The organism is Mycolicibacterium pallens (genome assembly GCF_019456675.1).
Lineage (GTDB): Bacteria > Actinomycetota > Actinomycetes > Mycobacteriales > Mycobacteriaceae > Mycobacterium > Mycobacterium crocinum.
This window is the reverse complement of sequence record NZ_CP080333.1, coordinates 4,857,058-4,884,032: the sequence shown is the minus strand read 5'-3', so window position 1 is coordinate 4,884,032 and position 26,975 is coordinate 4,857,058. Positions and strand designations below refer to the sequence as shown.

Here is a 26,975-nt window from a genome sequence, read left to right as displayed (position 1 = left end):
CTGTCGAACTATGGTGGATTCGCGTACCCCCGTCATCGTCGGCGTCGGCCAGTTCACCGAGCGCATCGACGACCCGGACTACCGCGGCATGTCGGCGGTCGAGCTGGCCACCGAAGCGGTTCGTGCCGCGCTGGCCGACACCGGGGCCGACGTCACCGCCGTCGCCAAGGCCATCCAGGTGTTCGCCGGCCTGCGGCAGTTCGAGATCTGCACGCCGTTCGCCAGCGCGCCGCTGGGCTGCTCGGACAACTACATCCGCTCGGTGGCCCAACGGGTCGGGGCGGACCCCGCCCGCGCGGTGCTCGAGTCGATCGGCGGCAACGGCTCACAGAAGCTGGTCACGGAGTTCGCCGCAGAGATTGCGGCCGGTGACATCGAGGTGGCGTTGATCCTCGGCTCGGAGAACGGCTCGACCCTGAAGACGTTCGCGGGCAAAGACGACAAGCCCGACCACAGCGAGACCGTTGGCGGTCAGCTGGACGACCGCGGGTACGGCTTCGAGCAGTACATGAGCGAATACACCGCCGGCCACGGACTCACCGGCGCGCCGGTGCAGTACGGCCTGCTGGACAACGCGCGCCGCGCACGGCTCGGCCTGAGCGTCGAGGAATACCGGCTGAAGATGGCCGAGCTTTTTGCGCCGTTCTCGAAAGTGGCTGCCAAGAACCCGTTCTCGTCGTCGCCGGTCGAGCGCACGGTTGAGGAACTGGTCACGGTCACCGCCGACAACCGGATGATCTGCGATCCGTACCCGCGGCTGATGGTGGCCCGCGACACGGTGAACCAGGGCGCAGCCGCTCTTCTGATGTCGGTGGCTGCCGCACGCAAACTCGGTGTGCCCGAGGAGAAGTGGGTGTACCTGCACGGCCACGCCGATCAGCGCGAGCAGGATCTACTGGACCGTGAAGACCTCAGCGTGAGCTACTCGTCGAAACAGGCTGTGGCAGAAGCGCTTCGCGTCGCCGACATCGGCATCGACGACGTGGCCACCTTCGACCTCTACAGCTGCTTTCCGTTCCCCGTCTTCGTGGTGTGTGACGATTTCGGGCTGGCTGCCGACGACCCGCGCGGGCTGACCCTCACCGGTGGTCTGCCGTACTTCGGTGGGCCCGGCAACAGCTACTCGTTGCACGGGATCGCCGAGACCGTCGCGGCAATGCGTGACAAGCCAGGTGCTTTCGGCCTGGTGGGTGCCAACGGTGGGATCATGAGCAAGTACTCGGTCGGTGTCTATTCGACCACGCCGGTCGACTGGACACCCGATCGCAGCAAGGAACTGCAGGCGGACATCGCCGCGCTGCCGAAAGTGCCGGTCACCCGCAACGCCAACGGCGCCGGCGTGATCGAGACCTACTCGGTGCGCTACGACTGGCCCGAGCGCACCGGCATCATCATCGGCCGACTCGACGCCGACGGCAGCCGCTTCATGGCGATCAGCACCGATGAGGCTCTGGTGGCGTTGATGAGCGACGGCGACCCACTGGGCGCCGCGATCACCGTCACCGCCGGCGAGGACGGCAAGAATCGCGCGGTTCTCGCCTGAGAGCCGTTACCCTGCTCCATCTTTCGTGCAGAAGAGGGCTAGCGCACTGTTTCGTGCGGCAACTCCCGCCGGGCCGATGAAAGCGGCCAGTCGGGTCATCAGTTGGTCGCGCTGCGAAGCTTCCAGAATCAGATGGTTCGAGTGGGTCGACACCATGCCCAGCCACTCCGTGCTGGTGTAGTGCAGATCCTCGTCGAATTCGACCCGCTCGACGGCAAACCCGTGGCTCTCGATCTCTGCGATCACCGCCGCCTCCGCGGCGGGGTCGATCGGTGTCGACGGCGCCGCCGTCGGATAGTCAACGTAAACCTCAGCGAGGTCTGCGTGACTCGGCCTGACCGGAAAAACGCGGTTCCACATCAACACCAGCCGACCACCCTCGACCAGCAGCTGAGCGATCTTCGCCAGCGCGGGCCCGGGTTGTACCCAGTGGAACGACTGGCCGAACACCACCGCGTCGTACCTGCGTCCGGCGGGATCCCACTCTTCGAAAAGGCTGCGCTCTACAGCAATTCCCTTGGACACACAGATATCGGCCATCCGATCGTCGGGCTCGATCGCCAGCACCCGGGCGCCGGCGTCGGTCAATTGTGCCGACGAGATTCCCGTTCCGGCGCCGACGTCGAGCACGTGAAGATTCCGGCCAGAGGTGATCCGGGCGATGAGCGCGGCCGGATACTTCGGTCGATGACGGTCGTAATCGGATGCGACAGCGCCGAAGGCTTGGGCGCGGCGCCGGTCGGTGTGTACGGGCTTCGGATCGGGCACGCCTCCAGCATGCCCGCCGTACCTTAGAGGTTCATGGCCGCGAGCTTGCCGGCCAATCGCTCCACATAGGCGGCGACCTCGTCCTCCGGCTTGTCCGGCAGACCGAACAGCACCTCGGTGACGCCAATGTCCTTCCAATGCGCCAACTTCTCGGGCACCGGCTTGAAGTCGAGCGCCACGATCTGTGGGGCACCGTCGCGACCGGCAGCCGCCCAGGTGTCTTGCAGCAGCTTCACCGGCTCGTCGATATCGAAGTCGCGCGGGGTGGTGATCCAGCCGTCGGCGCTACGCGCGATCCACTTGAAGTTCTTCTCGGTGCCTGCCGCGCCGACGAGCACCGGGATGTGCGACTGAACCGGCTTGGGCCACGCCCAGCTGGGGCCGAATTTGACGAACTCGCCGTCGTATTCGGCTTCTTCCTTGGTCCAGAGCTCGCGCATGGCCTCGATGTATTCACGCAACATCGTGCGGCGGCGGCCCGGCGGAACGTTGTGGTCCATCAGTTCATCGGTGTTCCAGCCGAAGCCGACTCCGAGGCTCACCCGCCCGCCGGACAGATGATCAAGGGTGGCAATCGATTTCGCCAGCGTGATGCAGTCGTGCTCGACCGGCAGGGCGACTGCGGTGGACAGCCGCACCTTCGAGGTCACCGCGCACGCGGTGCCCAGGCTCACCCATGGGTCGAGGGTGCGCATGTAGCGGTCGTCTGGCAGCGACTCGTCACCGGTGGTGGGGTGCGCGGCTTCCCGCCTGACCGGGATGTGGGTGTGCTCGGGCACGTAGAAGGTCGTGAAGCCGTGGTCGTCGGCGAGCTTGGCCGCCGCGGCCGGAGCGATACCGCGGTCACTGGTGAACAGAACGAGCCCGTAATCCATGGGCTGCATTAGAACTTTTCACCTACCCGCGAGCAAGGCGCCGTCCCAGTAGGCGACATCTGCACTCTCGGCGAGTTAAAGGGGTGACCCGGCCCGACCCAATCACCACGATGCGAACCATGACGACCGAACGCATCGCCGACCATGTGAAATTCGCCTACTGGGTTCCCAACGTCAGTGGTGGCCTTGTCACCAGCACCATCGAGCAACGTACCGACTGGAATTACGACTACAACGTCAAGCTCGCGCAGACCGCCGAGAACAACGGCTTCGAATACGCGCTGTCGCAGGTCCGCTACGAGGCCAGCTACGGAGCTGAATTCCAGCATGAATCCACCAGCTTCTCGCTGGCACTGTTGCTGGCCACTCAGCGGCTCAAACTCATCGCCGCCGTCCACCCCGGTCTGTGGCAGCCGGGTGTGCTGGCCAAACTCGGCGCGACGGCCGACCAGCTCTCCGGCGGCCGCTTCGCCGTCAACGTGGTCTCCGGTTGGTTCAAGGACGAATTCACCCACCTCGGCGAGCCCTGGCTCGAGCACGACGAGCGCTACCGCCGCACCGCCGAATTCCTGCAGGTGCTGCGCAAGATCTGGACCGAGGACAATGTGGACTTTCGCGGCGACTTCTACCGCATCCACGACTTCACCCTGAAGCCCAAACCGCTCAACACCTCCGAGCGGCCCAACCCCGAGATCTTCCAGGGCGGTAACTCTACTGCTGCGCGGCGCAACGGCGGTTACTACGCCGATTGGTACTTCTCCAACGGCAAGGACTTCGACGGTGTCACCGAGCAACTCGTCGAGGTTCGTGACCATGCCCGCGACGCCAACCGTGAGGTCAACTTCGGGCTCAACGGCTTCATCATTGCTCGCGACACCGAGAGAGAAGCAAAAGAGGTGCTCAGAGAGATCATCGCCAAGGCCAACAAGCCCGCGGTCGAGGGATTCCACGCGGCCGTGCAGCAGGCCGGCAACTCGACCGGCGACAAACGCGGTATGTGGGCCGACTCGTCGTTCGACGACCTCGTCCAGTACAACGATGGCTTCCGCACCCAGCTGATCGGAACACCCGAGCAGATCGCCGAACGCATCGCCGCGTACCGCAAGCGCGGGGTGGACCTCATCCTCGGCGGCTTCCTGCACTTCCAGGAGGAGATCGAATACTTCGGTGCCCGGGTGCTGCCCCTGGTGCGTGAAATTGAGGCAGCCGAAAGCGATTCGATTTCGGTACCACTTCAGGCCTCCGCCTAGCCGGCGAGGGCGGTTACCAACTGCCTGTGTGACACGCCGATGGTCGTGGCGGGCGTGGCGCTGTGCGATAGCGTGGTGTGCGAATCGGACCTGCGGGTCCGTTCGCGAGCCACAACCGACGCAGCGCCGCGGGGGATGCGCGGCGTGACAAGGCTGAAGGAGAGGCCATGACTTACCCGCCCACCAATCCGGGCTATCAACCATCGCAGCCGACCGGTCCCTATGGCGCGCCCACGCAGTCGTTCGCGCCGACTGAGGCTGGGCCGAGCAAGCTGCCGCATTACCTGAACATCGCCGTCATCGTGCTGGGCCTGGCCGCTTACCTGGCCAGTTTCGGACCGATCCTGACCGTCAAGGCCGACCTCGGCCCGTTCGGTGGCGCCGAACTCACCGGCGGTGGCGGCGGCTACCCGGTGGTCGCCACGCTCGTGGCCGCGCTGCTTGCGGCGGCCGCCCTGCTGCCGAAGGCCAGGGACTACGGCGGTGTGATCGCCACGGCATCGGTGATCGCGGTGTTGATGGCGATCGCCCAGGTCATCAGCAAGCCGACCGGTTTCTCGGTCGGCTGGGGACTGTGGCTGCTGCTCGCCTTCACCCTGTTGCAGGCGATCGCCGCGGTGGCGGCACTGCTGCTGGAAGCCGGCATCATCACCGCCCCGGCGCCGCGGCCGCGCTACGAGCAGTTCGGTCAGTACGGTCCGCCTCCCGGTGGCTACTACGGCCAGCCCGGTCCGCAGCAGGGCCCGCCGCAGGGACTTCCGCCGCGGCCGAATTACCCGTCGCAGTACGGCGGCTACGGATCCGGCGCGTCGACCGGTGGTTTCGGCGGTGCCCAGAGCGGTCCGCCCACCCCTCCCACCGGGTTCCCCAGCTTCAGCCCGCCGCCGTCCAGCGGCTCGGGCCAGCAGCCCGCACAGCCGGAACAGCAGCAGCCCCAGGCGCCGTCATCGTCGCCGTCGGGCCAGAACCCGTCCTAACCGGGCGCTCTTCGCGCACCACGCCTGACCGGCGCGTCGAGTGACACGGATGGAGGACAAGCGGCCAGTCGGTGCGCGTCAAGCGCGTGACCTGGTCCGGGTTGCGTTCGGCCCGTCGTTGGTCGCACTGGTTGTGATCGCCGCGGTGACGCTGCTGCAGCTCGTCATCGCCAATAGCGACATGACCGGCACCCTGGGCGCCATCGCCAGCATGTGGCTGGCCGTGCACCAGGTGCCGATCTCGATCGCCGGCCACCAGCTGGCGGTGCTGCCGCTGCTGCCGGTGCTGCTGATGGTGTGGGGGACGGCACGTACTACCGCCCGGGCGACCTCGCCGCGCGCCTCCTGGTTCGTGGCCCGCTGGATCATCGCCTCGGCGATCGGCGGCCCGCTGCTGTTCGCCGCGATCGCGCTGGCCGTCATCCACGACGCCTCGTCGGTGATCACCGAGCTGCAGACGCCCAACGCGCTGCGTGCGTTCTCTTCAGTGTTGGTGGTGCACGCCATCGGCGCGGTGATCGGCGTCGGTTCCCAGATTGGGTGGCGGACGCTGCAGGCTCTGCGGCTGCCGCTGTGGCTGGGCGACACCGTCCGGGCCGCGACCGCGGGCCTGCTGGCCCTGCTGGGATTGTCGGGTGCGGTCACCGCGGTGTCGCTGGTCGTGCACTGGGGCACCATGCACGAGCTATACGCGGTCACCGATTCGCTGTTCGGGCAGCTCAGCCTGACGTTGCTGTCCGCGCTGTACGTGCCGAACGTGATCGTCGGGACGTCAGCGATGGCGGTCGGCTCCAGTGCGCACATCGGGTTCGCGACGTTCAGTTCGTTCACGGTGTTCGGCGGTGACATCCCGGCGCTGCCGATCCTGGCCGCCGTCCCGACCCCACCGCTGGGGCCGGTGTGGGTTGCGCTGCTGATCGTCGGTGCCGCATCGGGCGTCGCGGTGGGGCAACAATGCGCGAGCCGGCCGCTGCCCTGGCCGGCGGCGCTGGCGAAACTCGCGGTCGCGTCCCTGCTGGCCGCCATCGCGATGGCCCTCTTGGGCTATGCCGGTGGCGGACAGCTGGGCAACTTCGGCGAGGTCGGCGTGGACCAGAGCACCTTCGGTCCCGCGGTGTTCCTGTGGTTCTTCGTCATCGGGGCGCTGACGGTGCTGCTGACCGGTGGCGTGCGGCGCCGCCCGAAGCGGGTGAAGCCGGTCGTCCCGGTCGAAGAACCTCTGTTCGACGAGGATGTCGAGGACGACGACGAAGCGCTCACCACTCCGATCCCCGACGTGGCGGCCGAATCCGACGTCGAACCCGTGCCCGAGCCCGAGCCCGAGCCCGAAGAGGAACCCGAGCCGGCGCCGCCGCCGAAGCCCGTCCGGCCCGCGCCCGACCTGGAGGACGTCGAGGACCTGATGGTCGTCGACGACGACATCGAGACCGAGCGCGACCGCTAGCTAGCCGCCGGCCGGCACGGGGTATCGGTCGTTGATGTCGGCGTTGCTCGACTTCCGCGCGCAGTGAGCGCAACAGAAGATCGCGTCCTCGGTCTCCACGCCGTGCCCCAGGATCCGGCAGCCGCAGTGTGCACACTGCGGGGCCAGTTCGACGGCAGCGCACTCGATACTGTCGAAAGTGGCGGAGTGCCCATCGGAGAAGGTGACGCTGAACGCCTTGTCGTAATCATTTCCGCACGTGTCGCAAATCGCCATGGGACCTCGGGTGCCCGGCGACCGGTACCGACAAACACCCTCGGTTAGGCTCATCGCCGTGCAGCATCCGATCCACATTCCGCCGAGCGCGCCGGCACGCCTTGTCGTCCTGGCCTCGGGGACCGGATCGCTGCTGGAGTCGCTGCTGAGTGCCGCCGTCGACGATTACCCCGCGCGGGTCGTCGCCGTCGGCGTGGACCGCGACTGCCGCGCCGTCGACGTTGCCCAGGCCGCATCGATTCCGACGTTTCGCGTGCGACTGAAGGACTATTCCGATCGAGCCGCCTGGGACACCGCGATCGCCGATGCCACCGAGGCGCACCGGCCCGACCTGATCGTTTCCGCGGGATTCATGAAAATACTTGGGCCGGAATTCCTTTCGCGATTCCTTGGCCGTGTCGTCAACACGCACCCGGCGTTGCTGCCCGCATTCCCTGGCGCGCACGCGGTACCCGATGCCCTGGCCTACGGGGTCAAGCTCACCGGTTGCACGGTCCACCTCGTGGACGCCGGCGTGGACACCGGCCCGATCCTGGCCCAGGAGCCGATCGAGATCCTCGACGACGATGACGAAGACACATTGCACGAACGCATCAAGGTCACCGAACGGCGGCTGTTGGTGGATGTGCTGGCCGCGCTGGCGCAGCGCGGCGTGACCTGGAGTGGCAGAAAGGCGACCATAGGATGACCGCGGGGATTGAAGGCAAGAGGCCGATCCGGCGCGCGCTGATCAGCGTGTACGACAAGAGCGGCCTGATTCCGCTCGCGCAGGGTCTCCACGAGGCGGGGGTGGCCATCGTCTCCACCGGGTCGACGGCGAAAATCATTGCCGACAAGGGTATTCCAGTCACCCCGGTGGAATTCGTCACCGGCTTCCCCGAGGTGCTCGACGGCCGGGTCAAGACCCTGCATCCGCACATCCACGCCGGCCTGCTCGCCGACACCCGCAAGCCCGAACACGTCAAAGCCCTCGGCGAACTCAAGATCGAGCCGTTCGACCTCGTCGTGGTCAACCTCTATCCGTTCAGCGAGACCGTGGCCTCCGGCGCGGATAACGACGAATGCGTCGAGCAGATCGACATCGGCGGTCCCTCGATGGTGCGCGCGTCGGCCAAGAACCATCCCAGCGTGGCCGTCGTCGTCGACCCGCTCGGTTACGACGGTGTGCTGGCCGCGGTCCGCAGCGGCGGCTTCACTCTCGCCGAGCGACAGAAGCTGGCGGCGTTGGCATTTCGGCACACCGCCGAGTACGACGTGGCCGTCGCCAGTTGGATGGGATCGGAGCTGGCGCCCGAGCAGGGCGACGCGCCGGAGTTCCTGCCCCCGTGGTTCGGCCGCACCTGGCGACGCACCTCGCAGCTGCGCTACGGCGAGAACCCGCACCAGCAGGCCGCGCTCTACAGCGACGACGCCGGCTGGCCGGGTTTGGCTCAAGCCGAGCAGCTGCACGGAAAAGAGATGTCCTACAACAACTTCACCGACGCCGATGCGGCCTGGCGCGCGGCGTTCGACCACGAGCAGATCTGCGTGGCCATCATCAAGCACGCCAACCCGTGCGGTATCGCGATCTCGTCGGTGTCAGTGGCCGATGCGCATCGCAAGGCGCACGAATGCGATCCGCTTAGTGCGTTCGGCGGCGTCATCGCGGCCAACACCGCGGTCAGCGTCGAGATGGCCGAATTCGTCTCGGAGATCTTCACCGAGGTGATCATCGCGCCGGCGTACGAGCCCGGTGCGGTGGAGATCTTGGCCCGCAAGAAGAACATTCGCGTGCTCGTTGCCTCGGAGCCGCCGGTCGGCGGGGCTGAGCTGCGCCAGATCAGTGGTGGCTTGTTGATCCAGGAACGCGACGCCCTGGACGCGCCCGGCGACGACCCGGCCAACTGGACGCTGGCGACCGGCACCGCAGCGGACGCGGCGACGCTGGCCGATCTGCAGTTCGCCTGGCGCACCTGTCGCGCGGTGAAATCCAACGCGATCGTGGTGGCCGCCGACGGGGCCACCGTCGGTGTCGGCATGGGCCAGGTCAACCGCGTCGACGCGGCCCGGCTCGCGGTGGAGCGCGGCGGCGAACGGGTTCGCGGGGCGGTCGCGGCCAGCGACGCGTTCTTCCCGTTCCCGGACGGGCTGGAGACGTTGACGGCGGCCGGTGTGAAGGCCGTCGTGCACCCCGGCGGATCGATGCGCGACGAGCTCGTCACCGAGGCGGCGGCCAAGGCCGGGATCACGCTGTATCTCACCGGAGCCCGCCACTTCGCGCACTGACCGCGGGTATTCCAGATGACCCATATGTGACTTTGCGCTGACCGCGTAATGCCTCCTCGGCGTGGCAGTCGTAGCGTGGAGAGGTGACTTCACCTGACAACTTCCCCCGCACTCTTGGCGAACTGCGCGCAACCGGGCATCGCGAGCGCAGCGTCAAGCAGGAGATCCGGGAGAACCTGCTGACCGCGCTGGCCGAAGGTGATGACGTCTGGCCTGGCATTTTCGGCTTCGAAGACACCGTTTTGCCGCAGCTGGAACGGGCGTTGATCGCGGGACACGACTTCGTTCTGCTTGGCGAGCGGGGGCAGGGCAAGACCCGCCTGCTGCGTTCATTGCAAAACCTGCTCGACGAGTGGACGCCGGTGATCGCCGGATCCGAACTAGGTGAGCACCCCTACACCCCGATCACGCCGGAATCGATTCGGCGGGCATCCGACTCCGGCGACGACCTGCCGATCGAATGGCGCCACCGCAGCGAGCGCTACTTCGAGAAGCTCGCGACGCCCGACACCAGCGTGGCCGACCTGGTCGGTGACATCGACCCGATCAAGGTCGCCGAGGGGCGCAGCCTCGGTGACCCGGAGACGATTGCCTACGGCCTGATCCCGCGGGCGCATCGCGGCATCGTCGCGGTCAACGAGCTGCCGGACCTGGCCGAACGCATTCAGGTCTCGATGCTCAACGTCATGGAGGAGCGCGACATCCAGGTTCGTGGCTATACGCTGCGGCTGCCGCTGGACGTGTTGGTGGTCGCCAGCGCCAACCCCGAGGACTACACCAACCGCGGGCGCATCATCACCCCGCTCAAGGACCGCTTCGGTGCCGAGATCCGCACGCACTACCCGCGCGAGCTCGACGCCGAGGTCGGCGTGATCGCCCAGGAAGCGCATCTGTCGGCGCAGGTTCCGACCTATCTGATGCAAATCATTGCCCGGTTCGCGCGCTATCTGCGGGAGTCCACTTCCATCGACCAGCGTTCAGGTGTGTCGGCGCGGTTCGCGATCGCCGCCGCCGAGACCGTCGCCGCCTCTGCGCGCCACCGCGGCGCGATCCTCGGCGAGGACGAGCCGGTGGCCCGGGTGGTCGACCTAGGCACGATCATCGACGTGCTGCGTGGCAAGCTCGAATTCGAGTCCGGCGAGGAGGGCCGTGAGCAGGCGGTGCTCGAGCATCTGCTGCGCCGCGCGACCGCCGACACCGCCCAACGGGTGCTCGGTGGTATCGACGTCGGCCCGCTGGTGGCGGCCGTCGAGGGCGGCTCGGCGGTGACGACCGGTGAGCAGGTGGCGGCCAAGGACATGCTGGCCGCGCTGCCCGACCTGCCGGTGATCGACGCGATCGCCAAGCGGCTCGAGGCCGACACCGAAGGGGAGCGTGCTGCCGCACTCGAATTGGCTCTGGAGGCCCTGTATCTGGCCAAGCGCATCGACAAGGTGACAGGAGAAGGCGAAACCGTCTATGGCTAAACCCGATCGGGGACACGCCCACGACTCCCGGTACTCGGCGTACACCGGGGGCCCCGATCCGCTTGCCCCGCCGGTGGATCTGCGCGACGCGCTCGAGCAGATCGGGCAGGACGTCATGGAGGGCACCTCGCCACGGCGGGCGCTGTCCGAACTACTGCGGCGCGGAACGAAGAACACCAAGGGCGCCGACCGGCTCGCGGCCGAGGTGAATCGACGGCGTCGAGAGCTGTTGAGCCGCAACAACCTTGACGGCACTCTGCAGGAGATCAAGCAGCTGCTGGACGAGGCGGTGCTCGCCGAGCGCAAGGAACTGGCGCGCGCGCTCGACGACGACGCCCGATTCGCCGAGCTGCAGATCGAGTCGCTGTCGCCCTCGCCGGCCAAGGCTGTGCAAGAGCTGTCGGACTACAACTGGCGCAGCCCCGAGGCGCGCCAGAAGTACGAGCAGATCAAGGATCTGCTCGGCCGGGAGATGCTCGATCAGCGGTTCGCCGGCATGAAGCAGGCGCTCGAAAACGCCACCGATGAAGACCGGCAAGCCGTCAACGAGATGCTCGACGATCTGAACGACTTGCTGGACAAGCACTCTCGCGGCGAGGACAGCGCGCAAGATTTCCAGGACTTCATGCGCAAGCATGGCCAGTACTTCCCGGAGAATCCGAAGAACGTCGAGGAATTGCTGGACTCGCTGGCCCAGCGGGCCGCGGCCGCGCAGCGGTTTCGCAACAGCCTGACCCCCGACCAGAGGGCCGAGCTGGATGCGTTGGCGCAGCAGGCGTTCGGCTCACCGCAGCTGATGAACGCGCTCAACCGGCTCGACTCGCATCTGCAGGCGGCCCGGCCGGGGGAGGACTGGAACGGTTCGTCGGAGTTCTCCGGCGACAACCCCCTCGGCATGGGGGAGGGAGCGCAGGCGATGGCCGACATCGCCGAGCTCGACCAGCTCGCCGAGCAGCTGTCGCAGAGCTACTCGGGCGCCAGCATGGACGACGTCGACCTCGACGCACTGGCCCGTCAACTCGGCGATCAGGCCGCCATCGACGCGCGGACCCTGGCTGAATTGGAACGGGCTCTGATGAACCAGGGCTTCCTGGACCGCGGCTCCGACGGGCAGTGGCGGTTGTCGCCGAAGGCGATGCGGCAACTCGGGCAGGCCGCGCTTCGGGATGTCGCTCAACAGCTTTCGGGCCGACACGGGGAGCGGGACACCCGTCGTGCCGGCGCGGCCGGTGAACTGACCGGCGCCACCCGCCCGTGGGCATTCGGCGACACCGAGCCGTGGAACGTCACCCGCACGCTGACCAACGCGGTGCTGCGGCGGGCCGGTACGGACACCGACGGTCCGCTGCGGATCAGCGTCGACGACGTGGAGGTATCGGAGACCGAGACCCGCACCCAGGCAGCGGTGGCGCTGCTGGTCGACACCTCGTTCTCGATGGTGATGGAGAACCGGTGGGTGCCGATGAAGCAGACGGCGCTGGCGCTCAACCATCTGGTGAGTACGAGATTCCGATCCGATGCGCTGCAGATCATTGCGTTCGGCCGCTACGCGCGAACCGTCACCCCGGCGGAACTGGCCGGACTCGAGGGCGTGTATGAGCAGGGCACCAACCTGCACCATGCGCTGGCATTGGCCGTGCGGCATCTGCGCCGTCACCCTAACGCCCAACCGGTGGTGCTGGTCGTCACCGACGGCGAGCCCACGGCACATCTGGAGGATTGGGACGGTCAGGGTTCGTCGGTCTTTTTCGACTACCCGCCCCATCCGCGGACGATCGCACACACCGTGCGCGGCTTCGACGAGGTCGCGCGACTCGGCGCGCAGGTCACCATCTTCAGGCTGGGCAACGACCCGGGGCTGGGTCGATTCATCGACCAGGTCGCCCGCCGAGTGGAGGGGCGAGTCGTCGTCCCGGACCTCGACGGACTGGGCGCAGCAGTCGTCGGCGACTATCTCCGGTCGCGCCGGCGGCGGCGCTAACCTGAGAAGTTCTCAGGTGCTCAGCAAACCGGAGCATGGCATATTCGGTGGGCTGTCGACGGGTGCGGGTAGCAAACGGCTCGGCAAACCAGATTGTTATTGACGTCAACGTTCGCTGGCTCAACACCCTGGCGAACACGTGCAACACGTCAGTAACCCGGACGTTTCTCAACCGTCAATAAGCTACCCACGCCGGTCCGTCCTGCGTGATTGGTGTGCAAAAAGAGAAGTACTTAAGTCCCTAAATTCCTTGGTATCGCTTGCCGAGGGGCAAACAGCCCCTTAGTATCTATCAGGATCTTCTAAGATTCGTATCAGCAAAGCAACGAGTTCGTCACGACCTGGGCGAACCAGCACTAGCAAGGGGAACTAGCAATGGCGTCTCGAACTCGGCCCTTCATGATGACGGGCGCAGCGTTGGCTTCTGCGGCGGCGATCGTCGCTGCTTCGCCGGCCGCGCTACCGGCGCACGACACCGCCATCTCGAGCGCCGCGCCGACCCCGCTCAAGCTGTCTACCGCCAAGTACGAGCTGACCGCCATTTCCGACATCAACCTCGCGACACTCAACTACGTCTACTGGAATGGTTACGGCGGGTTCGTCGGCAGCAGCTCCTTCAACGGCAACCCCGATCCGTACTTCCCCAACGTCAATGGCGTGTATGTGTCGGGTGCACCCGGCGCCCTCTACTATTTGGTCGACAACCTGGTGCCCGGAAACCTCGACAACTACTACTTTGAGATCCCGGCAGCGAGTCAGGATCCGTACTTCCAAAACACGGGAAATCCGTCTTACAGCGGGTTGGCGGCCGTGTTGCTGGTAGGTGCGGACGAGTACCTGGGATCTGGACCCGCGTCGCTTGTCTATACATTGCAGAACCTTCCGGCGGTGATCAATAGCACCATCGTCGGCGCGGCCTCGCTGCTCCCCACCTTTAACGTTGGCCCGGTTCAATTGGGCGGCGGAACGCTCGCCAGCCTCTACTTCAACGGGCAAACGCCGGACTACAACTCCACTACCGGGACCGGATATAGCTACGGCACGCCCGGTCTATCGGCGATTGCCGCATACATCAATACCTCCATCAACGGTGGCGTGACGCATGCCGCGGCAGCGACCAGCGCGGCGGCGACCAGCGTCGCAGCGGTCACCGCCAGCAGCAGCCCGAGCGCTACGGCCATGCTGTTCAAGCTCCCGGCTGCGAACGCGACCGGAAACCCCGTTCAGTCCTTCATCGGTTTCTTCATTGGCAATGGCGCGAATGCGCCTGCCGACTGCACCGGTACGGCCTGCAATGGCGGCAACGCCGGCATCCTATTCGGCAACGGAGGCGCTGGCGCCAATGGCGGCCACGGTGGAAGTGCCGGATTCTTCTGGGGTAACGGCGGTAACGGCGGCAACGGCGTCGACGCCTCCATCGACGAAAATAACAACTACACTGCCCCCACCGGCGGTGGCTATGGGGCATCGGGCGGCCTGTTTGGCGGCAACGGCGGTAACGGCGGTAACGGCGGTAACGACGACACCGATGCCACTGGCGACGGAACAGCCGCAAACGGCGGGAGCGGCGGCGGCGGTGGTCTCTTCTACGGCAATGGTGGCAAGGGCGGCGACGGCGGCAAGATCACCAGCGTCGACGGCAGCGCAACCGGCGGAGACGGCGGTTGGGGCGGCGGCGCCGGCATCTTCGGGACCGGCGGCGCCGGTGGCAATGGCGGGAAAGCCGACGCCACCAGCACAGACCCCACGGCTGAGGCTAACGGTGGATTCGGCGGCGGTGGCGGCAACGCCATCTTCGGCAATGCCGGCAAGGGCGGCACCGGCGGTGACGGTGTCGGTCACGGCAAGGCAGCCGGTTTCGCCGGGCCGGGCGGAAACGGTGGCAGCACGACGGCGGGCACGGCCGGTGACGGCGGCCCCGGCGGCAATGGCTCGGCCGAGGACGGTGATGCCGCTGGGGCCTACGGTGGCGACGGCGGCGGCGTCGTGACCGGGACAGCGGGCAGCGGCGGTGCGGGCGGAAACAGCACCAAGCCGGGTAACAGCACAACCGGCGTCAATGTCGGTGGCGATGGCGGCTATGGCGGCAGCGGAGTCTTTGGCGCCAAGGGTGGCAACGGCGCGAAAGGCGGCAATGCAACCGGTGGCGGCAAAGCTGGCACGTCGTCGTCGCCGAACCCGGTCGGCGGCTACGGCGGAGGTGCCGGATCGGGTGGGTTCGGCGGCGCTTCCGGCACTGCCGGCGCCGACGGAACTCCCACCCCGCCTGCGAGCAGCGCCGCTTCTACCGCAGCGTCCAAGTCGGGTGCCGCCAAGACCGCCTCGGATGGCCCGGCCAAGAAGGTGGGCGCACACCGCGCGAGCGACTGAATACCTGCACCAAGACTTCGGCCCCTTCCGGATCGGAAGGGGCCGAGGTTGTTTCGGGGCTCAGTTGCCCGGTGGCTACGGGGAGTCGGGGGCGCTGGGCTTGCGCTTCTTGCGTTTGATGCCGACGCCGCCCCACAGCGAGAAGCCACGGATGGTGACCGTCGGCGCGCCCGGCGTACCCGGACCGTCCACGTCGTGGTCGAACCCGCCCATCACACCGATCCCGTGAACCTCCACATTGATTTCCGGCGGCAGCAGAATGGTTTGGCCGCCCATGATCGAATACGCGTGAATCTCCACGCTGGCGGAGGTGAAGTCGGCGTAGCGCAGGTCGACGACCCCGCCGCCGAACAACGTGAAGGTCGTGATCCGACCGGGTACGTTCCACCGGCCGCGGCGTTCGAAGCCGCTGAGGATCGCCAGCAGTAGCGTCTTGGGCGCCGGCTTGGAGGCACCGCGCCGATGCGAGGCGTCGGCGGCCTCCGGCAAGTCCTCGGTGAGCCGGTCCAGATCGTCATAGGTCTGCGCGGCGTACGCCTTGGCCAACCGCTGCTCGTATTCGCTGAGCTGCAGACGTCCCTTGGCGGCGGCGTCGGTGAGCAATTGGGCAACCTGGATGCGGTCTGTGTCAGCAGCCCGCGTCGATGCGTCCCGCGGTGTCAAGTTGCTCATCGCTTACGAGGGTACGACTCTGATCGGCAACCGCAAGAGTGTTCGCTGTTCTCTCACGCCTGTGTTATCGCAGCCAGCGTGGCGGGCGTTTCTGCAGAAACGCGAGCATCCCCTCGTGGGCCTCCTCGGAGACGAACAGCCGCGCCGATTCCCGCGCCAACTCCTCGGCATCACGATCGAACCGAGCCAGGATATCGGCCGTGGTCAGGGCTTTCGACGCTGCCAACCCCTGCGGCGAGCCGCGGCCGAGGTCGGCCACGATGCCGGCGATCGCCGTATCGAGGTCGTCGGCGGCCAGCGTGATCAAGCCGATCTCGGCCGCTGTCGGTGCGGTGAACGTCTCACCCGTCAGGTAGTAGCGGGCAGCCGCACGAGGCGTCATCTTCGGCAGCAATGTCAGAGAAATGACAGCAGGCGCCACCCCGATGCGGGCCTCGGTCAGGGCGAACGTGCTGCGCGGGCCGGCGACCGCGATGTCACAGGCCCCGACCAGACCCAGTCCGCCGGCGCGGACGTGGCCGTCGATGGCCGCCACCACCGGCACCGGTGACTCGATGATCGCCCGCAGGACCGCTGTCATCTCCCGTCCGCGCGCGACGGTGGTCTCGAAGGGGTCGCCGTCCGACGCCTCGCTCAGGTCGGCACCGGCACAGAAAGTGCCGCCGGTGTGACCCAGCACCACGGTTCGCACCGCGGGGTCGGCGGCGGCATCGCGCAATCCGGCGTGCAGCTGTTCGACGAGCCGGGTGGACAGCGCATTGCGGTTGTGTGGTGAGTCGAGCGTCAGCCGGGCGACGTGACCGTCGACGGCGTAGGTGACCAAGGTGTCCATCAGTACGACCGGGGCAGGCCCAGCGACGTCTGCGCCACGAAGTTCAGGATCATCTCCCGGCTCACCGGAGCAATGCGCGCCAGCCGCGAAGCGGTGAGCATCGAGGCGACGCCGTACTCCTTGGTCAGCCCGTTTCCGCCGAGCGACTGGACGGCCTGGTCGACGGCTTTGGTGGACGCCTCGCCCGCGGCGTACTTCGCCATGTTGGCCGCCTCGGCGGCACCGAAGTCGTCACCGGCGTCGTAGAGCGCGGCCGCCTTCTGCATCATCAGCTTGGCCAGCTCTATCTCGATGTAGTTCTGCGCCAGCGGATGTGCGATGCCCTGATGCGCACCGATCGGTGTCTTCCACACCTGACGGGTCTTGACGTACTCGGCGGCCTTACCGAGAACGTGGCGGCCCGCGCCGATCGCATTGGCGGCGCCCATGATTCGTTCCGGGTTCAGCCCGGCGAACAACTGCGCGATCGCCGCGTCCTCCGAGCCGACGAGCGCATCGGCCGGCAGCCGGACGTCATCGATGAACACCTGGAACTGGCTCTCCGGGCTGACGATCTCCATGTCGATCTTGGTGAAGGTGAACCCGGGGGTGTCGGTCGGCACGATGAACAACGCCGGCTTGAGGTTTCCGGTCTTGGCCTCTTCGGTGCGGCCGACGACCAGCACGGCCTGCGCCTGGTCGACGCCGGAGATGTACACCTTCTGCCCCGACAGGACCCAGTCGCTGCCGTCGCGGCGCGCGGTGGTCGTGATCTTGTGCGAGTTCGAGCCGGCGTCGGGTTCGGTGATGGCGAACGCCATCGTGATCGAACCGTCGGCGATACCGGGAAGCCAGCGCTGCTTCTGGTCATCGGTGCCGAACTTGCTGATGATCGTGCCGTTGATCGCCGGCGACACCACCAGCATCAACAGGGCGCACCCATTGGCGGCCATTTCCTCCATGACCAGCGACAGCTCGTACATGCCTGCGCCGCCGCCGCCGTACTCCTCGGGAAGGTTGACCCCGACGAAGCCGAGTTTGGCTGCCTCGGCCCACAATTCGTCGGTGTGCTCACCGGCGCGAGCCTTCGCCAGGTAATAGTCCGAACCGTAGCTCGCCGCCATTGCGGCGACCGCCTTTCGCAACTCCTGGCGTTCGGCACTCTCGATGAAGCCGGTGTCGGTCATGACTCTCCTTCTGGGCTTTCCACCCGCGCGAGTACGGTCCCCACGTCGACCTGCTGGCCGACACTGACCTCGAGTTGGGTCACCACGCCATCGGCGGGCGCGGTGATCGTGTGTTCCATCTTCATCGCCTCGAGCCACACCAGCGGCTGGCCGAGGGTGACCGTGTCGCCAAGGGCCGCGCCGAGCCGGATCACCGCGCCGGGCATGGGTGCCAGCAGCGAGCCCTTCTCGACGGTCGACCCGGGTTCGGGGAATCGGGGAACGACCGTCAACGCGACCGAACCCAGCGGCGAGTCGACGAATACCTCAGCACCGTAACGGCTTACCGCGAATGTGCTGGCCACCCCGGCCTCGTCCGCCAGCACGACCTGGTCGGGCTGTGCGGACACCAGCGTCACACCGGGGTCGTCGGGCAACACCACGCCGTCCCGGGTGAACCGGTAGGCGACACGGTGTTCCTGCCCGCTGTCGGAGAAGCTCTTGAGCTGGTTGCCGGATACGACGTTGCGCCAGCCGCTGGGGATCTCACCGAGCGCCGTTGCGGTGACACGGTTGTGGGCGGCGTCGGCGAGCGCGGCGGCGACGGCGGCCAGCCGGGTGACGCGGTCATCGGCCAATGGGCGAGCCAACGCATCGAGACCGTGGGTGTCGAAGAACGCGGTGTCGGTGGCGCCGTCCAGGAAGCCCTGATGGCGAAGGACATTCACGAGCAGGTCGCGGTTGGTGCGGATGCCGTGCAGTCGCGCACCGGCCAGTGCGCTGGCGAGCACCTGCGCCGCGCGTCGCCGGGTCGGGGCGTAGGAGATCACCTTGGCCAGCATCGGGTCGTAGTGGATCGACACCGTCGCCTGTCCGTCGATGCCGGAGTCCAGCCGGATACCGGTATCGGTGATCAGACCGAAAGTGGTTGCCACGCCGGGCACCTCGAAGTCGTGGATGCGGCCGGCCTGCGGTTGCCAGTTCTTGGCCGGATCCTCGGCATAGATGCGCGCCTCGATCGAGTGGCCGCGCGCGGCCGGTGGCTCGGTGCCGAGCCGTTCACCGTCGGCCACCGCCAGCTGCAGCTCCACCAGGTCCAGGCCGGTGGTGAGCTCGGTGACCGGATGCTCGACCTGAAGCCGGGTGTTCATCTCCAGGAAGTAGAACTCGCCGTCATCGTCGGCCAGGAACTCCACGGTGCCCGCGCCCGCGTAGCCGATCGCTCCTGCGGCCAGGCGAGCGGCGTCAAACAGCTTCTCCCGCATCCCCGTAATGCGTTCGACTAGCGGGGAGGGTGCCTCCTCGATGATCTTCTGATGCCGGCGTTGAATCGAGCATTCGCGCTCGCCGACCGCCCAGACCGTGCCGTGCTCGTCGGCCAGCACCTGGACCTCGACATGGTGACCGGTGGGCAGATACCGCTCGCAGAACACCGTCGGGTCGCCGAACGCCGACTGTGCTTCGCGCTGGGCGGCTTCGACCTGGCCGGGCAGCTCGGCCAGGTCGGACACCACGCGCATGCCGCGGCCTCCACCGCCGGCCGACGCCTTCACCAGGACCGGTAGCTGCGCTGCGGTGACAGTGGCGGGGTCGAGCTCGTCGAGAACCGGCACACCGGCGGCGGCCATCATTTTCTTCGCCTCGATCTTGCTGCCCATCGACGCGACGGCGGCCACCGGCGGCCCGATCCAGGTCAGGTCGGCGTCGATGACGGCTTTCGCGAAATCAGCGTTCTCGGAAAGGAATCCATAGCCGGGATGGATGGCGTCGGCGCCGGCGGCCTGTGCCGCGGCGATCACCTGGGCTGCATCGAGGTAACCGCTGTTGCCGTCGAGGCGGACGCGGGCGTCGGCCTCGGCGACGTGCGGTGACTGGGCATCGGGGTCGGTGTAGACCGCGACGGTCGCGATGCCGAGCCGGCGGCAGGTGGCGAAGACCCGGCGGGCGATTTCGCCGCGATTGGCAACGAGAACTCGTGTGATCATCGGGGGCTCACATCCGGAAGACGCCGAAGTTCGACGTCCCCTCGATCGGTGCGTTGGCAATGGCGGACAAGCACATTCCCAGGACGGTCCGGGTATCGCGGGGATCGATCACTCCGTCGTCGTAGATCCGCCCGGACAGGAACATCGGCAGCGACTCGGCCTCGATCTGTGCTTCGACGGCCGCGCGCAGTGCCGCGTCGGCCTGCTCGTCGACTGTGCCGCCGCGGGCCTCGGTGGCCGCGCGGTTGACGATGGACAGCACGCCGGCCAGTTGGGCTCCACCCATCACCGCGGATTTGGCGCTGGGCCAGGCGAACAGGAAGCGAGGGTCGTAAGCGCGTCCGCACATGCCGTAGTGGCCGGCCCCATAAGAGGCGCCGATCAGTAGCGAGATGTGCGGCACCCGCGAGTTGGACACGGCGTTGATCATCATCGAGCCGTGCTTGATCATCCCGCCTTCCTCGTAGGCCTTACCGACCATGTAGCCGGTTGTGTTGTGCAAGAACAACAGTGGTGTGTTGGACCGGTTGGCCAGCTGGATGAACTGGGTCGCCTTCTGCGACTCCTCGCTGAACAACACGCCCCGCGCGTTGGCGAGGATGCCCAGCGGATAGCCGTGCAGGGTGGCCCACCCGGTCACCAGGGATGGGCCGTACATGGCTTTGAACTCGTCGAAATCCGAGCCGTCGACGATGCGGGCGATCACCTCGCGCGGATCGAACGGGATCCGCAGATCGGAGGAGACGATGCCGAGCAGCTCGTCGGGGTCGGCCAGTGGCGGCGTCACCGGACGCGGCGTCGGCCCCTGCTTGGTCCAGTTCAGCCGGGCCACGATGCGGCGGCCGATCCGGATGGCGTCGACCTCGTCGACGGCGAGGTAGTCACCCAAACCTGAGACCCGAGCGTGCATTTCGGCCCCGCCGAGTGATTCGTCGTCGGCCTCCTCGCCGGTGGCCATCTTCACCAGGGGTGGTCCGGCCAGGAAAACTTTGGAGCGTTCCTTGATCATCACGACGTGATCGGACATGCCGGGGATGTAGGCGCCGCCGGCGGTGGAGTTGCCGAACACCAGCGCGATCGTCGGGATGCCCGCCGCGGACAGCCGGGTGAGGTCCCGGAACATCTGACCACCCGGTATGAAGATCTCCTTCTGGGTGGGCAGGTCGGCACCGCCGGACTCCACCAGCGAGATCACCGGCAGCCGGTTCTCGAAGGCAACCTGGTTGGCGCGCAGGATCTTCTTCAAAGTCCAGGGATTACTGGTGCCGCCTTTGACGGTGGGGTCGTTGGCAACAAGCAGACACTCGACGCCTTCCACCACGCCGATGCCGGTCACCAGGCTGGCGCCGACCTGAAAGTCACTGCCGTAGGCGGCCAGTGGACACAGCTCCAGGAATGGGGAGTCGGGGTCGACCAGCAACTCGATGCGTTCGCGGGCGGTCAGTTTGCCGCGCGCGTGGTGCCGGTCGACGTACTTGGGCCCGCCACCGGCCAGTGCCTTGGCCAGTTCACCGTCGATCTCGGCGAGCTTGGCGGTCATCGCCTCGGCCGCCTCGACGTATGTCGGCGCCTTCGGGTCGATGGTCGAGTGCAAGACGGTCATGCTTGGTATCCAAGTGCCTTGGCGGCCAAGCTGGTGAGAATTTCGGTGGTTCCGCCGCCGATCCCCAGGATCCGCATGTCCCGGTACTGACGTTCGACTTCGCACTCGGTCATGTAGCCCATCCCTCCGAAGAGCTGAACAGCCTGGTGTGCCACCCATTCACCGGCTTCTACCGCGGTGTTCTTCGCAAAGCACACCGCCGCGATCAAGTCCGTCTCGCCCGCCATCTGACGCTCGACGACACTGCGCGAGTAGACCCGCGCGACGTCGATGCGGCGCGCCATCTCGGCCAGCGTGTTCTGCACGGCCTGCCGCGAGATCAACGGCCTGCCGAACGTCTCGCGGTCGCGGCACCACTGCACGGTTAGGTCCAGGCAGCGTTGCGCCGATGAATAAGCCTGCGCTGCAAGGCCGATGCGCTCGGAGACGAAGGCCTGCGCAATCTGGGCGAAACCGGTGTTCTCGCCGCCGACGAGGTTGGCCACCGGCACCCGGGCTTCGGTGTAGGAGAGCTCAGCGGTGTCCGACGACCGCCAGCCCATCTTGTCCAACCGGCGCGTCACGTCGAATCCCGGCGTGCCCTTCTCGACGACAAGCAGTGAAACCCCGGCCGCGCCGGGCAATTCGGGGCCGCCGGTTCGCACCGCGGTGACGACGTAGTCGGCCCGCACCCCTGAGGTGATGTAGGTTTTCGCGCCGTTGACCACGAATTCGTCGCCGGCTCGGGTGGCCGTGGTCCGCAGGTGGCCGACGTCGGACCCGCCGCCCGGCTCGGTGATGGCCAGCGAGCCGATCAGCTCACCGGCCAGCGTGGGCCGCACGAACTTCTCGATCAGTCGTTCGTCGCCGCTGGCGGCCATGTGCGGCACGGCGATACCGCAGGTGAACAGCGATGCGAAAACCCCTCCCGGAGTGCCGGATTCGTGGAGCTCCTCACAGATGATCAGGGAGTCCGCGGCGTCGCCGCCACCACCGCCGACCGACTCGGGCAGTTCGGCGCCCAGCAGGCCCGCGGCCGCCGCCCGCCGGTGCAGGTCGCGGGGGAGTTCGCCGGCGCGCTCCCATTCCTCCACGTGCGGCAGGATTTCGCGTTCGGCGAAGCTGCGCACGGTCTTGCGCAGCTGCTGGCGTTCGGGGGTGTTCCAGATGTTCACAGAATCTCTTCCGGGATGTCGAGGTGTCGGCTGCGCAGCCACTCGCCGAGGCCTTTGGCCTGCGGGTCGAATCGCGCTTGGTAGGCGACACCCTGTCCGAGGATGCCGTCGATGACGAAGTTCACAGCCCGCAGGTTCGGCAGCAGATGTCGCGAGATCGTGAGATCAGCTGTCTCCGGCAGTAACTCACGCAGTTTTTCGACGGTCAGCGTGTGCGCCAGCCAGCGCCACTGTTCGTCTGTGCGTACCCACACGCCCACGTTGGCCGCGGCGCCCTTGTCCCCGCTGCGCGCGCCGGCAATCGTGCCGAGCGGCACGCGTCGCACGGGTCCGGGCGCCGGTGGTTCGGGCAGCGGTGGCGCGTCGACGGCGGCCAGTTCGACCGTGGTCGTGGCGGCGGCGATGTCGGCGCGGCTGCCGTCCGGCCGCACGGCTACCTGTGCGACCTCGGCTGCGGGCACATAACCGGCGGTGAATACGCCGTAGACCTGCCCGTCACCCGGCGGAGCCGTCGACGTGAAGCCTGGGTAGGAGGCAAGCGCGAGTTCGACTGCCGCCGAGGAGAATTGGCGACCCACCGTCTTGGGGTCGGGATCGCGGACCACGCAGGTGAGCAGCGCGCTTGCGGTCTCTTCGGTGTCGGCGTCGACGTGATCGGTACGTGCCAGCGTCCAGCCGATCTCGGCGGGCTGCACGCGCAGCGCGGACTCAAGCTGCCGGCGCACCAGTGCCGCCTTGGCCTCGATGTCGAGGCCGGTGAGCACGAAGGTCACCGCGTTGCGGAATCCGCCGATGCTGTTCAGTGAGACCTTCAACGACGGGGGCGGCGCCTCACCGCGCACACCGCTGATGCGGACGCGGTCGGGGCCGTCACCGGACAGCGTGATCGTGTCGAATCGGGCGGTGACGTCGGGGTTGGCATAGCGGGGGCCGCCGATTTCGTAGAGCAGCTGTGCGGTGACGGTGCCCAAGCTCACCTGCCCACCGGTTCCGGGGTGTTTGGTGATCACCGAGGAGCCGTCGGCGTGGACCTCGGCCAACGGGAAGCCGGCGTGGCCCAGGTCGGCGACCTCGGTGAAGAAGGAGTAGTTGCCGCCGGTGGCCTGTGCGCCGCACTCGATGACGTGGCCGGCCGCGACTGCCCCGGCGAGCCGGTCATAGTCGTCGCGGGCCCAGCCGAAATGCGCGGCGGCCGGACCGACTACTACGGAGGCGTCGGTGACCCGGCCGGTCACGACGATGTCGGCGCCGGCCGTCAAACAGTCGACGATGCCCCACGCGCCCAGGTAGGCGTTGGCCGTCAGCGGCGAACCCAATCCGAGTTCGGTCGCGCGGGGGAGAAGGTCGTCGCCTTCGACGTGGGCGACGTTTGCCGGGATGCCGAGTCGCTCGGCCAGCCCGCGAACCGCGTCGGCAAGGCCGGCCGGGTTGAGTCCACCGGCGTTGGCGACGATGCGCACCCCGCGTTCGTGGGCCAATCCGAGGCATTCCTCGAGTTGAATCAAGAACGTCTTGGCATAGCCACGCTCGGGATTTTTCATCTTGTCCCGGCCCAGAATCAGCATGGTGAGCTCGGCCAGGTAATCACCGGTCAGATAGTCGAGCTCCCCGCCGGTGAGCATTTCGCGCATCGCCGCGATGCGGTCGCCGTAGAAGCCCGAACAGTTACCGATCCGCACCGCATCTGCCATGCGCGCTGTCTTCCCTTCCGTGGGCCAACCAACCGGTAGGTTACTTGGGACCGCCGGTTCGCCGTCAAGAGGCAAGTTCACCCATTCCGGCTGTTTTGGAGCCGACGCAGGTGAGCCGCTATCCTGAGATGCAACTGTTGGCCGCCGGCACTCCTTGAGTCTCTGCGCGGCGACACCCCTGATCAAGGAGAAGCACGTCATGGCTGTGCCCAAGCGCAGAATGTCGCGCGCGAACACCCGCAGTCGGCGCGCGCAGTGGAAGGCCGAGGCCACCGGTCTGGTCAACGTTTCCGTCGGCGGCCGTCAGCACAAGGTTCCCCGGCGGTTGCTCAAGGCTGCGCGCCTCGGACTGATCGATCTCGACAAGCGCTGACGCCGTTCGCCGGGCGCGAATTGCCTGTTCGCGCGGCGTGCCTCTCAGCCCAATCTCAGGCGTTGGGTTGAGACTGTGGCTGTGCGAATACTTGTCGTTGATGATGATCGCGCTGTGCGCGAGTCGTTGCGCCGGTCTCTTTCCTTCAATGGATATTCGGTAGACCTGGCCCAGGACGGTGTCGAAGCTCTCGATGCGATCGCCAATGACCGGCCCGATGCGCTCGTGCTCGATGTGATGATGCCCCGGCTTGACGGGCTCGAGGTCTGCCGGCAGCTCCGCAGCACCGGCGACGATCTCCCGATCCTGGTTCTGACCGCCCGCGACTCGGTGTCCGAGCGGGTCGCCGGCCTGGACGCCGGTGCCGACGACTACCTGCCCAAGCCATTCGCCCTCGAAGAGTTGCTGGCCCGGATGCGCGCCCTGCTGCGCCGGACCAGCCCCGAGGAGCAATCCGATTCGGCCGTGATGACTTTCGGCGATCTGACGCTCGATCCGGTGACCCGCGAGGTGCACCGCGGCAAACGCGCCATCAGTCTGACCCGCACCGAGTTCGCGTTGCTGGAGATGCTGATCGCCAATCCGCGACGGGTGCTCACCCGCAGCCGCATCCTCGAGGAGGTGTGGGGTTTCGACTTCCCGACCTCAGGCAATGCGCTGGAGGTATACGTCGGTTATCTACGACGGAAGACGGAAGCGGAAGGAGAGCCGCGGCTGATCCATACCGTGCGGGGTGTGGGCTATGTGCTGCGTGAGACACCGCCCTGATGTCACGACTGAGGCGGCGCGCGCGGGCTGAGCGGGCGCCGGAAGAACCGACGTCATCGCTGTCACTGCGATGGCGGGTGATGTTGCTGGCCATGTCCATGGTGGCCATGGTGGTGGTGTTGATGGCCGTCGCGGTGTACGCGGTGGTCTCGGCCGCGCTCTACACCGACATCGACAACCAGCTGCAGAGCCGCGCGAGTCTGCTGATCGCCAGCGGGTCCCTGGCCGCCGATCCCGGCAAGGCCATCGAAGGCACCGCCTATTCCGACGTCAACGCGATGCTCATCAACCCTGGCCGCTCGACGTATACCGCCAACCAGCAGGGCCAGAAGTTGCCGGTCGGCGAACCGGAGAAGTCCGTCATCAACGGCGAGTTGTTGATGTCTCGGCGCACGGTGGGCAATCAGCGCGTGCTGGCGGTTCACCTGCCCGACAACAGATCACTGCTGATCTCCAAGAGCCTCGCACCCACCAATGCGGTGATGACCAAACTCAAATGGGTGCTGCTCGCGGTGGGCGGTATCGGTGTCGTGGTCGCGGCGATCGCCGGCGGGATGGTGGCCCGAACGGGCCTGCGGCCGGTCGCGCGGCTGACCGAAGCGGCCGAACGCGTCGCGCGCACCGACGATCTGCGGCCCATTCCGGTGTTCGGCAGTGACGAACTCGCCAGGCTCACCGAGACCTTCAACACGATGCTTCGCGCCTTGACCGAGTCGCGTGAGCGCCAGGCTCGCCTGGTGGCCGACGCCGGGCACGAGCTGCGCACGCCGCTGACCTCGCTACGCACCAACGTCGAGCTGCTGATGGCGTCGATGAAACCGGGTGCCCCGCGGCTTCCGGAGAGCGAGATGGCCGATCTGCGCACCGATGTGATCGGGCAGATCGAGGAATTGTCCACTCTGGTAGGCGATCTCGTCGACCTCACGCGAGAGGATGCCGGCGGGCTGGTGCATGAGGCGGTAGACCTGAGCGACATCGTCGACCGCAGCCTCGAACGAGCGCGCAGGCGCCGCAACGACGTTCAGTTCGACGTCGACGTCGTGGGATGGCAGGTGTACGGCGACCCGGCCGGTTTGTCGCGCGCGGTGGTCAATCTGCTCGACAACGCGGCGAAGTGGAGTCCGTCGGGCGCCCACGTCGGGGTGCGGCTGCGCCAAGTGGACTCCGCCCATGCCGAGCTGGTGGTGTCGGATTACGGCCCCGGAATCCCGCCGCAGGAACGGGGTCTGGTGTTCGAGCGGTTCTATCGCTCGGCGTCGGCGCGTGCGATGCCGGGGTCGGGGCTCGGTCTGGCGATAGTCAAACAGGTCGTCGTCAAGCACGGTGGCATGATCCGCATCGGCGAAACCGTGCCCGGCGGGCAGCCGCCCGGTACGTCGTTCTACGTCCTGCTGCCGGGTTTGCCCATCGTCGCCGACGCCTATGACGAAGATTCAGCTGAGAGTGAAAATACGGCAAATAACGGCAGGATCAACGGTGATCGTCGGTCTCACGAGCGCAAATCCACGGCTGCACCGAGTGTTATCTCAGTCGATTCTCAGTAGTGCAAGGCAAGCTG

The 26,975-nt window shown here is 67.0% G+C and carries 22 protein-coding genes; 12 read left to right on the top strand and 10 right to left on the bottom strand.

What is annotated here, in order from left to right; translation table 11 throughout:
* Positions 1-10 precede the first annotated feature (10 nt).
* Complete coding sequence (locus K0O64_RS23710; RefSeq protein ID WP_220045797.1) at positions 11-1,543, top strand: acetyl-CoA acetyltransferase; 1,533 nt, start codon at positions 11-13, stop codon at positions 1,541-1,543.
* 6 nt (positions 1,544-1,549) lie between these two features.
* On the opposite strand, the gene K0O64_RS23705 is transcribed toward K0O64_RS23710, so the two are convergent.
* Together K0O64_RS23705 and K0O64_RS23700 are read right to left on the bottom strand one after the other, a co-directional pair.
* The gene (locus tag K0O64_RS23705; RefSeq protein WP_220045796.1) at positions 1,550-2,311 is read right to left on the bottom strand and encodes a class I SAM-dependent methyltransferase; all 762 of its coding nucleotides are present in this window, start codon (positions 2,309-2,311) and stop codon (positions 1,550-1,552) included.
* 23 nt (positions 2,312-2,334) lie between these two features.
* A complete protein-coding gene (locus K0O64_RS23700) occupies positions 2,335-3,186 on the bottom strand; it encodes an LLM class F420-dependent oxidoreductase (RefSeq protein ID WP_220045795.1) in 852 nt (283 codons plus the stop codon).
* A gap of 119 nt (positions 3,187-3,305) precedes the next feature.
* Here K0O64_RS23700 and sfnG point away from each other — a divergent pair, with 119 nt between their 5' ends.
* The 3 genes from sfnG to K0O64_RS23685 all read left to right on the top strand — a co-directional run bounded on the left by sfnG (position 3,306) and on the right by K0O64_RS23685 (position 6,857).
* On the top strand, positions 3,306-4,436 hold the full coding sequence (gene sfnG, locus K0O64_RS23695) for a dimethylsulfone monooxygenase SfnG (protein WP_220045794.1): 1,131 nt from the start codon (positions 3,306-3,308) through the stop codon (positions 4,434-4,436).
* Positions 4,437-4,603: 167 nt separating this feature from the next.
* Positions 4,604-5,413 carry a DUF5336 domain-containing protein gene (locus K0O64_RS23690; protein WP_220045793.1) on the top strand — a complete coding sequence of 270 codons (810 nt, stop codon included), beginning with the start codon at positions 4,604-4,606 and terminating at the stop codon, positions 5,411-5,413.
* Positions 5,414-5,462: 49 nt separating this feature from the next.
* Entirely contained in the window at positions 5,463-6,857 is a 1,395-nt protein-coding gene (locus K0O64_RS23685) for a cell division protein PerM (RefSeq protein ID WP_220045792.1), read from the top strand.
* On the opposite strand, the gene K0O64_RS23680 is transcribed toward K0O64_RS23685, so the two are convergent.
* Positions 6,858-7,112 (bottom strand): metallothionein, encoded by a 255-nt coding sequence (locus K0O64_RS23680; RefSeq protein WP_220045791.1) that lies wholly within the window; start codon positions 7,110-7,112, stop codon positions 6,858-6,860.
* A 58-nt stretch (positions 7,113-7,170) separates the two neighbouring features.
* On the opposite strand from K0O64_RS23680, the gene purN reads away from it, so the two are divergent.
* From purN to K0O64_RS30200, 5 genes are all read left to right on the top strand, one after another.
* Positions 7,171-7,800 (top strand): phosphoribosylglycinamide formyltransferase, encoded by a 630-nt coding sequence (gene purN, locus K0O64_RS23675; protein WP_096312176.1) that lies wholly within the window; start codon positions 7,171-7,173, stop codon positions 7,798-7,800.
* Positions 7,797-9,377 carry a bifunctional phosphoribosylaminoimidazolecarboxamide formyltransferase/IMP cyclohydrolase gene (purH, locus tag K0O64_RS23670; RefSeq protein WP_164520129.1) on the top strand — a complete coding sequence of 527 codons (1,581 nt, stop codon included), beginning with the start codon at positions 7,797-7,799 and terminating at the stop codon, positions 9,375-9,377. The genes purN and purH overlap by 4 nt, the downstream gene beginning before the upstream one ends.
* 83 nt (positions 9,378-9,460) lie before the next feature.
* Positions 9,461-10,843, top strand: a complete 1,383-nt coding sequence (locus K0O64_RS23665) for a sigma 54-interacting transcriptional regulator (protein WP_220045790.1) — start codon at positions 9,461-9,463, stop codon at positions 10,841-10,843.
* Positions 10,836-12,824 (top strand): VWA domain-containing protein, encoded by a 1,989-nt coding sequence (locus tag K0O64_RS23660; protein ID WP_220045789.1) that lies wholly within the window; start codon positions 10,836-10,838, stop codon positions 12,822-12,824. The genes K0O64_RS23665 and K0O64_RS23660 overlap by 8 nt, the downstream gene beginning before the upstream one ends.
* Positions 12,825-13,199: 375 nt before the next feature.
* Positions 13,200-15,194, top strand: coding sequence for a hypothetical protein (locus K0O64_RS30200; protein ID WP_156909896.1), 1,995 nt, complete (start codon positions 13,200-13,202; stop codon positions 15,192-15,194).
* Between the two features lie 75 nt (positions 15,195-15,269).
* On the opposite strand, the gene K0O64_RS23650 is transcribed toward K0O64_RS30200, so the two are convergent.
* The 7 genes from K0O64_RS23650 to K0O64_RS23620 form a co-directional block, all read right to left on the bottom strand.
* Positions 15,270-15,866: a DUF1707 SHOCT-like domain-containing protein gene (locus K0O64_RS23650; RefSeq protein ID WP_220045788.1), complete on the bottom strand. Its 597-nt coding sequence runs from the start codon at positions 15,864-15,866 to the stop codon at positions 15,270-15,272.
* A gap of 64 nt (positions 15,867-15,930) precedes the next feature.
* Positions 15,931-16,698: an enoyl-CoA hydratase family protein gene (locus K0O64_RS23645; RefSeq protein WP_071949403.1), complete on the bottom strand. Its 768-nt coding sequence runs from the start codon at positions 16,696-16,698 to the stop codon at positions 15,931-15,933.
* The gene (locus tag K0O64_RS23640) at positions 16,698-17,864 is read right to left on the bottom strand and encodes an acyl-CoA dehydrogenase family protein (protein ID WP_096312170.1); all 1,167 of its coding nucleotides are present in this window, start codon (positions 17,862-17,864) and stop codon (positions 16,698-16,700) included. Before K0O64_RS23640 ends, K0O64_RS23645 begins: the two co-directional genes overlap by 1 nt.
* Entirely contained in the window at positions 17,861-19,828 is a 1,968-nt protein-coding gene (locus K0O64_RS23635) for an acetyl/propionyl/methylcrotonyl-CoA carboxylase subunit alpha (RefSeq protein WP_220045787.1), read from the bottom strand. Before K0O64_RS23635 ends, K0O64_RS23640 begins: the two co-directional genes overlap by 4 nt.
* Before the next feature lie 7 nt (positions 19,829-19,835).
* Complete coding sequence (locus K0O64_RS23630) at positions 19,836-21,431, bottom strand: acyl-CoA carboxylase subunit beta (protein WP_071949406.1); 1,596 nt, start codon at positions 21,429-21,431, stop codon at positions 19,836-19,838.
* Positions 21,428-22,585, bottom strand: coding sequence for an acyl-CoA dehydrogenase family protein (locus K0O64_RS23625; RefSeq protein ID WP_220045786.1), 1,158 nt, complete (start codon positions 22,583-22,585; stop codon positions 21,428-21,430). Before K0O64_RS23625 ends, K0O64_RS23630 begins: the two co-directional genes overlap by 4 nt.
* Positions 22,582-24,264, bottom strand: a complete 1,683-nt coding sequence (locus K0O64_RS23620) for an acyclic terpene utilization AtuA family protein (RefSeq protein WP_220046531.1) — start codon at positions 24,262-24,264, stop codon at positions 22,582-22,584. The genes K0O64_RS23625 and K0O64_RS23620 overlap by 4 nt, the downstream gene beginning before the upstream one ends.
* A gap of 211 nt (positions 24,265-24,475) precedes the next feature.
* On the opposite strand from K0O64_RS23620, the gene rpmF reads away from it, so the two are divergent.
* From rpmF to K0O64_RS23605, 3 genes are all read left to right on the top strand, one after another.
* A complete protein-coding gene (gene rpmF / locus K0O64_RS23615) occupies positions 24,476-24,649 on the top strand; it encodes a 50S ribosomal protein L32 (RefSeq protein WP_005139771.1) in 174 nt (57 codons plus the stop codon).
* Between the two features lie 81 nt (positions 24,650-24,730).
* Entirely contained in the window at positions 24,731-25,417 is a 687-nt protein-coding gene (locus K0O64_RS23610) for a response regulator transcription factor (RefSeq protein ID WP_071949408.1), read from the top strand.
* Positions 25,417-26,961 (top strand): sensor histidine kinase, encoded by a 1,545-nt coding sequence (locus tag K0O64_RS23605; protein WP_096312165.1) that lies wholly within the window; start codon positions 25,417-25,419, stop codon positions 26,959-26,961. Before K0O64_RS23610 ends, K0O64_RS23605 begins: the two co-directional genes overlap by 1 nt.
* Positions 26,962-26,975 lie beyond the last annotated feature (14 nt).